Annotated in this window: 13 protein-coding genes; 9 read left to right on the forward strand and 4 right to left on the reverse strand. The window is 63.0% G+C overall.

The features are described 5' to 3' along the window. Positions 1 to 39: 39 nt before the first annotated feature. The 5 genes from ACE3PR_RS10040 (at position 40) to ACE3PR_RS10060 (ending at position 7,086) form a co-directional block, all read left to right on the forward strand. Entirely contained in the window at positions 40 to 744 is a 705-nt protein-coding gene (locus ACE3PR_RS10040; RefSeq protein ID WP_374371242.1) for a ribonuclease activity regulator RraA, read from the forward strand. Then, positions 741 to 1,670, forward strand: a complete 930-nt coding sequence (locus ACE3PR_RS10045) for a dihydrodipicolinate synthase family protein (RefSeq protein ID WP_374371245.1) — start codon at positions 741 to 743, stop codon at positions 1,668 to 1,670. Before ACE3PR_RS10040 ends, ACE3PR_RS10045 begins: the two co-directional genes overlap by 4 nt. Before the next feature lie 110 nt (positions 1,671 to 1,780). After that, entirely contained in the window at positions 1,781 to 3,136 is a 1,356-nt protein-coding gene (locus ACE3PR_RS10050) for a sigma-54-dependent transcriptional regulator (protein ID WP_374371247.1), read from the forward strand. A gap of 9 nt (positions 3,137 to 3,145) precedes the next feature. Then, the gene (locus ACE3PR_RS10055; protein WP_374371249.1) at positions 3,146 to 5,158 is read left to right on the forward strand and encodes a cache domain-containing protein; all 2,013 of its coding nucleotides are present in this window, start codon (positions 3,146 to 3,148) and stop codon (positions 5,156 to 5,158) included. 266 nt (positions 5,159 to 5,424) lie between these two features. Next, on the forward strand, positions 5,425 to 7,086 hold the full coding sequence (locus tag ACE3PR_RS10060; protein WP_374371251.1) for an OFA family MFS transporter: 1,662 nt from the start codon (positions 5,425 to 5,427) through the stop codon (positions 7,084 to 7,086). Positions 7,087 to 7,159: 73 nt separating this feature from the next. Here the strand turns inward: ACE3PR_RS10060 and ACE3PR_RS10065 are convergent, their stop codons facing one another. From ACE3PR_RS10065 to ACE3PR_RS10080, 4 genes are all read right to left on the reverse strand, one after another. Next, positions 7,160 to 7,315 (reverse strand): DUF3309 family protein, encoded by a 156-nt coding sequence (locus tag ACE3PR_RS10065; RefSeq protein ID WP_374371253.1) that lies wholly within the window; start codon positions 7,313 to 7,315, stop codon positions 7,160 to 7,162. Between the two features lie 58 nt (positions 7,316 to 7,373). Beyond that, positions 7,374 to 7,610: a YMGG-like glycine zipper-containing protein gene (locus ACE3PR_RS10070; protein ID WP_374371255.1), complete on the reverse strand. Its 237-nt coding sequence runs from the start codon at positions 7,608 to 7,610 to the stop codon at positions 7,374 to 7,376. A gap of 155 nt (positions 7,611 to 7,765) precedes the next feature. Then, positions 7,766 to 8,662, reverse strand: coding sequence for an alpha/beta fold hydrolase (locus ACE3PR_RS10075; RefSeq protein WP_374371257.1), 897 nt, complete (start codon positions 8,660 to 8,662; stop codon positions 7,766 to 7,768). Between the two features lie 151 nt (positions 8,663 to 8,813). Beyond that, on the reverse strand, positions 8,814 to 9,401 hold the full coding sequence (locus ACE3PR_RS10080; RefSeq protein ID WP_374371259.1) for a 4'-phosphopantetheinyl transferase superfamily protein: 588 nt from the start codon (positions 9,399 to 9,401) through the stop codon (positions 8,814 to 8,816). 221 nt (positions 9,402 to 9,622) lie between these two features. Here ACE3PR_RS10080 and ACE3PR_RS10085 point away from each other — a divergent pair, with 221 nt between their 5' ends. Genes ACE3PR_RS10085 through ACE3PR_RS10100 form a run of 4 tightly spaced genes read left to right on the forward strand, consistent with a single transcriptional unit; the run spans position 9,623 to position 11,641 of the window. Continuing rightward, complete coding sequence (locus ACE3PR_RS10085) at positions 9,623 to 10,369, forward strand: beta-ketoacyl synthase chain length factor (protein ID WP_374371261.1); 747 nt, start codon at positions 9,623 to 9,625, stop codon at positions 10,367 to 10,369. After that, positions 10,359 to 11,135 carry a lysophospholipid acyltransferase family protein gene (locus ACE3PR_RS10090; protein ID WP_374371263.1) on the forward strand — a complete coding sequence of 259 codons (777 nt, stop codon included), beginning with the start codon at positions 10,359 to 10,361 and terminating at the stop codon, positions 11,133 to 11,135. The genes ACE3PR_RS10085 and ACE3PR_RS10090 overlap by 11 nt, the downstream gene beginning before the upstream one ends. Next, positions 11,128 to 11,406 (forward strand): phosphopantetheine-binding protein, encoded by a 279-nt coding sequence (locus ACE3PR_RS10095; RefSeq protein WP_374371265.1) that lies wholly within the window; start codon positions 11,128 to 11,130, stop codon positions 11,404 to 11,406. The genes ACE3PR_RS10090 and ACE3PR_RS10095 overlap by 8 nt, the downstream gene beginning before the upstream one ends. Next, entirely contained in the window at positions 11,393 to 11,641 is a 249-nt protein-coding gene (locus ACE3PR_RS10100; RefSeq protein WP_374371267.1) for an acyl carrier protein, read from the forward strand. The genes ACE3PR_RS10095 and ACE3PR_RS10100 overlap by 14 nt, the downstream gene beginning before the upstream one ends. Positions 11,642 to 11,643 lie beyond the last annotated feature (2 nt).

Below are 11,643 nucleotides of genomic sequence, written 5' to 3' on the forward strand. Positions count from 1 at the left end.
AATCAGGTTTTGACCGTCACCTCGAAGGAACTCCCGCGCATGCCCCTTGATTCGAGCGTCATCGCCGCGCTGCAGCAGGTCTCGACCGCCACCCTGACCACCATCCTGCTCAAGAAGGGCCTGCGTAATGTTTGGATGCGCGGGACCAAGCCGCTGAAGCCCGGCCAGAAGCGCATCGTCGGCCCGGCCTTTACCTTGCGCTTCGTCCCAGCACGCGAAGATCTGGCAACACCGGCCAGTTGGAGTTCACCTATTTCAACCCGTGCCGCGATCGAGGCCATGCCGGAAGGTGTGGTCGCGGTGGTGGATGCCATGGGCGTCAAGGATGCCGGCATTTTCGGCGATATCCTCTGCGCCCGCATGGCCAGGCGCAATGTCGCCGCCTTGGTCACCGATGGGGTCGTGCGCGACGTGGCTGGTGTGCTCGGCACGGGCTTGCCGGTCTGGTGCGACGGCGTCGCGGCACCTCCTTCCGTGGCGGGCCTTACCTTCGTCGCCTGGCAGCAGCCGATCGGCTGTGGTGGCGTCGCGGTCTTCCCCGACGACATCGTGGTGGTGGACGATGACGGCGCAGTTCTCATTCCCGCGGCACTCCTCGACGCGGTGCTGGCCGAGGCGCCGGAACAGGAGCGCATGGAGGCCTGGATCATGGAGGAAGTCGGCCGCGATGTGCCCCTTCCCGGCCTCTATCCGATGAATGCCGAAACCAAGGCGCGCTACGAAGCCGCGAAGAAGGGGTCATGAAAAGCCGGCTGAACGAGGCCAGCGGCGTCTATGCCATCGCGGCGACGCCTTTCCATCCCGATGGGCGGCTCGATCTGCCGTCAGTCGACCGGCTGACGGATTTTTATCTGGGCTGCGGCGTGGATGGGCTCACCATCCTTGGCATCATGGGCGAGGCGCCGAAACTGGAGCCAGAGGAATCGGTCGAGATTGTCCGCCGGGTCATGGCACGCACCAACCTCCCGGTGATCGTCGGCGTCTCGGCACCGGGCTTTGCCGGGATGTGCGCGCTGGCGCGGCAGGCGATGGAACTGGGAGCAGCCGGCGTGATGATCGCGCCGCCCGGGTCGTTGCGCACCGACGATCAGATCGTGGGTTATTTCGCCCAGGCAATAGAGGCGATCGGCAGCGACATTCCCTTCGTGCTGCAGGATTATCCGCTGGTGACGAATGTCGTCATGTCACCCAACGTCATTCGCCGGATCGTGACCGAAAACCCCTCTTGCGTGATGGTGAAGCATGAAGACTGGCCAGGTCTCGACAAGATCTCGCAATTGCGCGCCTTTGAAGAATCCGGCGGCATGCGGCGGGTCTCGATCCTGTGCGGCAACGGCGCCCTGTTCCTGGATTTCGAGATGGGGCGCGGCGCCGATGGCGCCATGACCGGCTATGCCTTCCCAGAAATGCTGGTCGATCTGGTGAAATGGCATCGTGATGGCGAGCGCGATGCCGCGCATGATCTCTTCGACGCACATCTGCCGCTCATTCGCTACGAGCAGCAGCCGGGCTTGGGTCTCGCCGTGCGCAAATACATCCTGCAGAAGCGCGGTGCCATCGCCAGCGATGCGCAGCGGAAGCCCGGAAGCATCCTCAGCGTGGCAGCCAAAGCCGAGATCGACTACCTGCTGGCCCGGTTGGCCCGCAAGGATTCGCGCGCAGCCTTCTGACCGGCTATCGACGAAAGCCTCGTTGCGTTCCCACCCACTTCCGCTATTGAATGGCGCAAAAGCAGATCAAAACTGGGCGGGGCACCTTGACAGCCGAAGAAGCATATAAATTGCCGGACGCGACAGCGGATCCGGAATTCGGCCCCTGGCTGGCCCAGGCATCGATCCTGGTGGTCGATGACGAGCCGGGCATGCGCAACTTCCTCTCTCGAACGCTGGGGCCGCGCTGCAAGCACCTGGAAGTTGCCGCCGATACCGACGAGGCCAGCCGCAAGCTGGATGCCCAGCATTTCGATGTGGTCATTCTCGACAACATCATGCCGGGGAAGAACGGCGTCGATTGGCTGGCCGAGCAACGCGCCATCGGCTTCTTCGCCAATGCGATCCTGATGACCGCCTATGCCGATCTGGAAACCGCGATCCGTGCTTTAAGAGCGGGCGCAGTCGATTTCATCCTGAAACCCTTCCGCTCCAACCAGCTCCTGAATGCCGTCGCCCGCTGCCTCGACCGCACGCGGTTGCAGCGGGAAAATTATGTGCTGCGCTATGAATTGCGCGCCAGTTCCGACAGGGTCCTGCTGCGCGACCGGCTGATCGGGCAATCGCCGGCGATCGCCCAGGTGCGCGACACCATCGCACGCGTCGCCCCCTTGCCGACCTCGGTGCTCATCACCGGCGAATCCGGCACGGGGAAGGAAGTGGCGGCACGCTCGCTCCACGCCTTGTCCGAGCGTGCCGACAAGCCCTTTGTGCCGATCAATTGCGCCGCCATTCCGCCCGAGATGATCGAGAGCGAATTGTTCGGCCACCTCAAAGGCGCCTTTACCAGCGCCTCGGCAACGCGCGAAGGGCTGTTCCTGCACGCCCAGGGCGGCACACTGTTCCTGGACGAGATTGGTGAATTGCCGCTGGCGATGCAGAGCAAGCTGTTGCGCGTGATCGAGGAGCGGCGCGTGCGGCCGGTGGGGTCGGAACGCGAGATCTCGGTCGATCTGCGCCTCATCTTCGCCACCAATGTCGATCTGGCCGCCGAGGTCGAGAAGGGCCGTTTCCGCGCCGATCTCTTCTACCGTATCAACGTCATGCAGATCCGGCTGCCGCCGCTCAGGAATCGCGGCGACGACGTGCAGGAACTGGCGACCTTGTTCATGCACAAGCTGTCGCAGCAATTGGGCATGCCGCCGGTCCCGATCGACGCGGCGGTGCGCGCGGCACTTGCCAGCTATGACTGGCCGGGCAATGTGCGCGAATTGCGCAATCTCATCGAGCGCTCGCTGATCCTGGGCGAAATCCCCGACGAATTCCGCGCCCATCATGACGGCCAGGCCGAGAGCCTGCAGGAAACCGAGCGGCGCCATATCATGCGCGTACTGCAGGAATGCGGCGGGAACCGCGCCGAAGCCGCCCGTCGCCTCGGCATCTCGCGCAAGACCATCGACCGCAAATGTGCGCTTTGGAACGTGTAACGGGGCGAAATGTCTGATCCGCGCCAGCCACTGCCGCGGCCGACCCGGTCGGTCCGCTACCGCCTGCTGGCGATCGCCTTGCTGCCCACACTGGTCATCCTGCCGCTGCTCCTAGGCATCGCCGTCTTTCGCTGGAACGACAAATTCGATTCGCTGCTGATCTCCAAGGTCAATGGCGACCTCACCATCGCTCATCAATATCTGTCACGCATCCTGGAGAATACTGGCGAGCATATCCATGCGCTGGGCGGATCCGTCCGGTTTCGGGAGGCAGCAGCGCAAGGTGGCACTACCTTGCCGATCTTCCTGGAGACGAGCCGCCAGGAGCTTGGAATCGATTTCCTGATCTTGATCGATGCCGCCGGCCAGGTCCTTGCCGGTGCCCCCGCCACCTCCGCATCGCTGCCGATCGACCGGCCGGTGATCGCCGCCGCTCTGTCCGGCCGCCCGCTGACCGCCATCGATATCTTCGCCAATGTCGATCTTGCCGCGATCTCGCCGGACCTTGCCCGGCGAGCCACGCTGGAACTGGTGCCGACGCCGAATGCGGTTCCAACCGAGCGCGCCAGCGAGACCCAGGGCATGGTGGTCCATTCGGCGAGCCCGATCACGCTTCAGGACGGGCGTCGCGCCGCTCTGGTGGGCGGTACCCTCCTCAATCAGAACCTAGTCTTCATCGATACGATCAACGATCTGGTCTATCGCGAGGCGAGCCTGCCCGAAGGGAGCCAGGGCACGGCGACCTTGTTCCTCGATGACGTGCGCATCAGCACCAATGTGCGCCTGTTCGAGGGCCGCCGTGCTTTGGGTACGCGCGTGTCGGCGGCTGTGCGCCAGACGGTGCTGGAAGAAGGCAAGACCTGGCTCGACAGCGCCTTCGTGGTCAACGATTGGTATATCTCGGCCTATGAGCCGATCGTCGACAGCTACGGGAAGCGCGTCGGCATGCTCTATGTGGGCTTTCTGGAAGCACCCTTCCGCGAAGCCAAATATACGACGCTCATCACCATCGCCCTGGCTTTTCTGGCGGTGACGGCGGCGAGCGTGCCCATCTTCCTGCGTTGGGCGCGCAACATCTTCAAGCCTCTGGAGCGCATGACCGGCACCATCGCCAAGGTGGAAGGCGGCGATCTCGGCGCCCGCACCGGCCTTGCCGGCGCGCATGACGAAATCGGCCGTGTCGCCCTGCATCTCGATCATCTGCTCGACCAGATTCAGGAACGCGACCGGGAATTGCGCGCCTGGAACGAGGAACTCAATCAACGCGTCGAAGAGCGCACCCGCGACCTCAGCCTTGCCAACCGGCAACTCGAAGCCACCACGAAGCAATTGATCATGTCGGAGAAGCTTGCCGCCATCGGCGAGATCACCGCCGGCGTGGCCCACGAGATCAACAACCCGATCGCCGTCATGCAGGGCAATCTGGAAGTGGCGCGCAATTTGATGGGGGATCGGGCGGAACTGGCCAAGACCGAGTTTCGCCTGCTGGACGAGCAGATCCACCGCATCCACCGCATCGTCACCAAGCTGCTACAATTCGCCAAGCCCGAGGAGTACGCGGGTTTCGTCGAGCGCCATGCGCCCGCAGATGTGGTAACGGATTCCCTGCCGTTGGTGCAGCATCTTCTCAACAAGGCGGCGATCGCAATCCAGCGCGACCATCGCGCCACGCGGCTGGTGCTGATGAACCGCACCGAATTGCAGCAGGTGATCGTCAATCTGATCGTCAACGCAATCCACGCCATGCCCGATGGCGGGAATCTGTCCCTGCGCGATTTCGATGAGGACCGGGACAATGTCGCCGGCCTCGCCATCGAGATCGCCGATACCGGTATCGGCATGGCGCCGGATCTGCTGGCCAAGGTGTTCGATCCTTTCTTCACCACCAAACGCCATGAAGGCACCGGGCTGGGCCTCTCGATCTGCCAGACCTTGATCACGCGGCAAGGCGGCAAGATCACGGCCGAGAGCACGCCGGGCCATGGAACAGTCTTCAAAATCTGGCTGCCCCAAGCTCAGTGATTCGTAGACAGATTGTCCCGACCCCATGGACAGAATGTCCATTTTTCAAATCAATCACGTCATAACCATCTGAAATCACAGGCCCTGTCTCTTGGCACGCTGCTTGCCATCACCTCTTTTGCGATCGAAGGGGAGATCGTTGCAGAAAATCCAGACCGGGCGGACATCAACCGTGCCGGTGAGTCTGTCTCGGCGCCCTCCGCACGCACACGCAAACAACAACAAGGCCGCCGGCAACAAGCACGGCGTGCGGGAGGAGTGTGATCATGTCTTCAGCAAGCGAAACCTATGCGGGCGGATTCGGGGGGCCCGGCCTTCTCGACCGGGAACGCATCATCGCCCGTCCGGGCTTCAACCGGTGGCTGGTGCCGCCGGCCGCTCTCGCCATCCATCTTTGCATCGGCATGGCCTATGGCTTCAGCGTGTTCTGGCTGCCGCTCAGTCGTGCCATTCCCGGCGAACCTTTGGCCGCCTGCAGCGAGCTCACTTTGGTCTCGGCCCTCTTCACGACCGAATGCAATTGGCGGGTCGCGGATCTCGGCTGGATCTACACGCTGTTCTTCGTGTTGCTGGGCTCGTCCGCAGCGCTCTGGGGCGGGTGGCTGGAACGTGTCGGTCCGCGCAAGGCCGGTCTCGTCTCGGCGATCTGCTGGTGCGGTGGCATCGCCATCGCGGCCTTCGGCGTCATGACACATCAATTGTGGTTGATGTGGGTGGGGGCCGGTGTCATCGGCGGCATCGGCCTGGGCCTCGGCTATATCTCGCCGGTCTCGACGCTCATCAAATGGTTCCCGGACCGCCGCGGCATGGCGACCGGCATGGCCATCATGGGCTTCGGCGGCGGCGCCATGATCGGCGCTCCGCTCGCCGACATGCTGATGACGCATTTCAAGACCGAAACCTCGGTCGGCGTGTGGCAGACCTTCTTCGTCATGGCGGCGATCTATCTCGGCTTCATGCTGTGCGGCGCCTTCGGCTACCGCATCCCGCCCGCCGGCTGGCGTCCGGAGGGCTGGAATCCGCCGGCCGCCTCGCAGAAGACGATGATCACCACGCGGCATGTGCATCTGAAGAATGCCCACAAGACCAAGCAATTCTGGCTGATCTGGGCAGTGCTGTGCCTCAACGTCTCGGCCGGCATCGGCGTCATCGGCATGGCCTCTCCGATGCTGCAGGAGATCTTCGGCGGGCGTCTCATCGGCCTGCCGGACCTCACCTTCACCCAGCTTGACGATTCGCAGAAGACCGCGATCGCAGCGATCGCGGCCGGCTTTGCCGGCTTGCTATCGCTGTTCAATATCGGCGGTCGCTTCTTCTGGGCCTCGTTGTCGGACCGGATCGGGCGGAAGAACACCTACTATACATTCTTCATCCTGGGCATCGCGCTCTATGCCCTCGCCCCCAGCGCCGCCCATATGGGCAGCCAGGTGCTGTTCGTCGCCATCTTCTGCATCATCCTGTCGATGTATGGCGGCGGCTTTGCGACCATCCCGGCCTATCTTGCCGATATTTTCGGGACGCAATTCGTGGGCGCCATCCACGGCCGGCTGCTCACGGCCTGGGCGACGGCGGGCATCATCGGTCCGGTCGTGGTCAATTACATCCGTGAATTCCAGATCAATGCGGGCATTCCCCGCGAGCAGGTCTACGATTTCACGATGTATATCCTGTGCGGCATGCTGGCCTTGGGCCTTGTCGCCAATGCCTTCGTGAAACCGCTGTCCGAGAAGTGGTTCATGTCCGAAGCGGAAGTCGCCGCCTTGCAGGCCAAGAATGCCGCCGCGCAGCAATCGGAGCGCAGCGGATCCTTCGGTATCGGCAAGGGCGGGCTCGACGGCAAGGCGCTTCTCGCCTGGGCCGCGGTCGGCCTGCCGATTCTGTGGGGCGTCTGGATCACGCTTCAGAAAACCGCGGCGCTCTTCCAGTAAGCGTCGGTACGTTACCCAGAACTAGCCCTCCGGCACTCCCCTGCCGGAGGGCTTTTTTCTATCTGGGCGGCCCTCAGATATGGCCGGTCGAGACCGCCACGACGATCACGACCAGCAGCAGCAGAACAGCGCCGCTCGGGGCATAGCCCCAGGATCGGCTGTAAGGCCAGGTGGGAATGGCACCCAGAAGCAGGAGAATCAACAGAACCAGAAGGATTGTACCGAGCATGTCAGGGACTCCTTTGTCGAACGCTTAAATGAGATTCAGCAAGCGAGGCTGGCGGCCATCAGCGCCACCACGGCTTGCCGAGATTGATTTGCTCTTCGTCGGTAAGAGCGCCAGCAGCAGCACCCGCAGCACCACCCACGACCGCACCCGCGGCCGGATTGCCGATAATGGCGCCGCCGACGGCGCCGGTTGCCGCACCGATCCCGGCACCGGAGAGGGCGCGGTCACCGGTGCTGCTGCCGCAAGCGGACAGGGTCAGCATCAGAAGAATGCCGACGGGCGCTAACGCTTTCATGGCTTCCTCCATTTCTTAACCCGCCGGCACGATCGGCCGGCAGTCAGCACTCAACGCCAAGGCCGTGCGGCAAGTTCCCGCATCGCCTTGGCGTGCCGATCACGACCCTGTTATGGAAGGAAAAATGCGCGTGCGATGCGGCAGGTGTGGTGCGGTCAATCGCCCGGCAGCCTGTCGGCGCCGCTCGGCAGAGGCTGCGACGGGTCCGCGAGCCAGACGGCGATGTCGTCGAAGACCTTGCGCGCATCGAGATCGCGCAGCAGCAAATGGTAGCCATAGCGATAGAGGGCGAGGCGTGCGCCCTGCGGCGGCAATTGCCGGAAACGCTGAAGGGTCTGGGTGACGGCACCCTGATCCAGGATATCTTCCCGGCCACCATAGGCGATGAAGCAGGGTGGTGTGCCCCGTTCCGGCTGACAGATATCCGGCACGGCGCGATAGGCGGCACTCATGAGATTGACCAGGCCATAGGCGGCGTCGACGCGCGTCGCCCGTATGACCAGTTTGTCCCGGCCCATCTTGCGCAAGGCCGAGATGTTGTTCGACGCCTGCACGCTGATGGTCCGCGGCGTCACCGTCATCCAGGGGATGGTGTGGGCGGCGATATCCAGGAAGTCGCGATAAAGTGGCGTCAGCGTCTCCCAGCCCCAGGTCGCGGGCGAAGCCAGGATCAAGCCGTCGACGGCCAATCCCGCTTTCTCCGCCGCCGCCACCATGGCGACGGCACCACCCATGCTTTCGCCCAGGACATAGACGGGCTTGCCTGGATAGCGCGCACGCAACAAGGCGATGGCGGTGCGAAGATCCGCGGTCAGTTGCGTCTCGCCCGGCCAGATGCCGCGCTGGGGCGTTTTGCCGAAGCCCCGCTGATCATAGGCATAGACGGCATAGCCACGCCGCGCCATGCCGGCACCCGGCACTTCCATGCCCAGCGAATGATCGTTGAAGCCATGAAGCGCCACGATCACGCCGATAACATCGCGCGGCTTTCCGGCGGGATCCTTGGGGAGCCAGGCGCGAAGGGGCAAAGCCGTCCCATCCGCCATACTCATGGATTTGTCCCCGAGCGACGGCGCCTCGATCGGGGGCCCGATTTCCTGCAGCCGTGGCGCGCAAGCGCCCAGCACGATCAGCAGGAGCCATAGGGGGAGTGCGCGAAGGATCCGGATCATGAACTCACGAACATCAGTGCCAATGAGCCACCTACATGCCAAGAAAGCCATCCCAGCGCCACAACTCGATCGCCCCGGCAAGATTTGGATCATGCGATAGCCGAGCTGTCGCGAGGTGAAGCGGTGCCGCGCCGGTCGGGATGATCTGATGGCCGACCTGCCAGGTTGCCCCGTCGATCTCGCCGGCCCAGATACCCGTTTCCGGCCCCGTCTCGAACCGGTCGATTCCGTCGGAGACCAGCGGCAAGCCAGCGCCGGTGGCTTTCGCGAGTGCCTCGCGCAACGTCCAGATCCGGTAGAAACCGGCCTCGCCCATCTCCGCCACCCGTCTCCTTTCGCCGGGACCGAAGGCAAAGCGCGCGATCTCGGCGATGGGGCGTCCGGGCCTTGGCACCTCGACATCAATGCCGACCGGCCCCGTCATGCTGGCGGCACAGGCGACCCAGCCGCGACTATGGCTGAGGGAAACGGATGGCAGGGGTATTTCAGGGGGGCTGGTCAGATAGGGCTGCCCGCTGGGGCGGCGCCGGACATGAAACTCGTTTCTCGCCACGGACCAGACGTTGGAAACCATGGCGCAGAGCAGGGCCTCGGCCAGGACCGAGCCGGCCTTGCGCACCGATAGGTCGCCAGCGCCGCCATATTCTGAAATAAGGTGGCTGGCGGCGGCGCTTGTCTCGCAGATGTAGGAAAATTTAGCTATTTGAGGCAAGTTTCAGCCCTGTTCCCAGTCCTCGAACTTCGGTAAATTGAGAGCAAATACATAATGTTAGTAGACAGCAAAGCCCCGTCTAGGTAAATCAACCCCAAGTAGCGTCGAAGGCACCGGACCGCCCCGCCATGCAGGCCAAGTTTAATGGCAGTTTGCAATTTTCCGTTCAAGACTGGAGCGCCTGGTCGCCCGGCCGGCTGGGCAAATCGGCGTGGCGGAACTGGGCGATCGGCGCGCCGGTCGAGCCCGCCGCAGCGCCGGAACCGACCGCCAAACTGCCCATGCAACTGAAACGGCGCGCCACGAGGATCGGCCAGAAAGCCCTGGAAATGGCCCTCGCCATTCCCGATGCCGATGCCGCAAAAATGGTGGTCGCTTCGCGCCATGGTGAATATGACCACACCGTAGCAATTCTCTCTTCGCTGGCGGATCGGGAGCCCGTCTCGCCGGCGGAATTCAGCATGTCGGTCCACCATGGTCTCGCGGGGCTGCTGTCCATCCATACCGGCAACCGCCTCGGCCATGTCGCCGTCGCCGCCGGCATCGATACCTTCTGCAATGGGTTGATCGAGGCCGCTTTATGCCTTGCCGAGACACCAGAAATTCCGGTTCTGCTGATCTATTACGACGCGCCCCTGCCCGAGGCTTATGCCCCGTTCCAGGATGAATCCGAGGCGGCCCTTCCTTTGGCGGCGGCCTTTCTGTTGCGGCCATGCGCCGAGACGGGTCTAGCACTTCATTATCACCGGTCGCAGGCGCCGGAACGCGCCCGCGAGAACCAGGCGCTCGCCTTTCTAAGATTGTTGCTCTCCGACGCGGCGGATGCGGAATGCCAGGGCGAACACATGATCTGGCGGTGGTCACGTGTTCATTGATCGCCTCAACCACGTCTGGCGCATCGCCGGCACGGGTTTCTCCTTCGCCTGCTTCTTCGGCGGCGGGCTGGTGCTGGCAGTAACAATCTTTCCCGCCATCGCCCTCATGATGCGCGATCAGGAGAGACGGGTACGGGCAACGCAGAATGTCATCCGTCACAGTTTCCGGGGTTTCGTCGCGATGCTGGAAACGCTGGGCATCCTCAACCTCACCGTGACGGGGGCCGAGACCTTGCGCGACGGCAAGGGCCGCCTGGTCATCGCCAATCACCCCACCTTGCTCGACGTGGTCTTTCTGATGGCGCTGATGCCGCGCGTTCAGTGTATCGTTAAAAGCGATTTGTGGCGGCATCCCTATCTGGGCGGCGTCGTTCGGTGGGCCGGATATATCCGCAACGATCTGGAGCCCGAGGCCCTGCTCCAGGCCTGCCGGGAATCGATTGCGGCCGGCAAGAACCTGATCATCTTCCCGGAGGGGACCAGGTCGCGGCCCGGCGAGCCGCTGCATTTCCGCCGCGGATTTGCCAATATCGCCATGCTGGCTGAGGTAGAAACCCAGTTGGTGGTGATCTCGTGCCGGCCGATCATGCTGAGCAAGGGCGATCCCTGGTGGAAAGTGCCGCCGCGCAAGGCCGATATAAGAATGAAGATCGGTGCGCGCCTGCGTGCGGCGGAGACATTTGAACATCAAGCGCGCTCGCTTGCCGCCCGGCATCTGGTGCGTCAATTGCAACAATACTTCACGGAACAGCTGGCTCATGGATGAACTGGAACAGGAAATAAAGGCGCTGATCATCGAGGCGCTGAAACTCGAGGACATCCAGGCCGAGGATATCGGCAGCGAGGAAGCCTTGTTCGGGGACGGGCTGGGGCTTGATTCCATCGATGCCCTGGAACTGGGTGTTGCCCTGCGTCGCCGTTTCGGTTTGAAGATCGAGACCATCAACGACGATGTGAAGGCGCATTTCGCGACGGTACGAAGCCTGGCGAAATTCATTCAGAATCAGGCCGGGGGTACCGCCAATGCTGTCGCGTGAGGAAATATCAACGCGTCTCAACACCTATCTGCAGGACCTGTTCGAGGTCCCGGCAGAGAAGATCAAGCCCGAGGCGCGGCTTTACGAGGATCTCGATCTCGACAGCATCGATGCGGTCGATCTGGTGGTGAAATTGCAGGAACTGACCGGCCGCAAGCTCAATGTCGAGGAGTTCAAATCGGTCCGCACCGTCGGCGATGTCCTCAATTGCATTCATGCCGTTCTGGCGGAATAGCA

The organism is Dongia sp. (genome assembly GCF_041909655.1).
Taxonomy (GTDB): Bacteria; Pseudomonadota; Alphaproteobacteria; order Dongiales; family Dongiaceae; genus Dongia.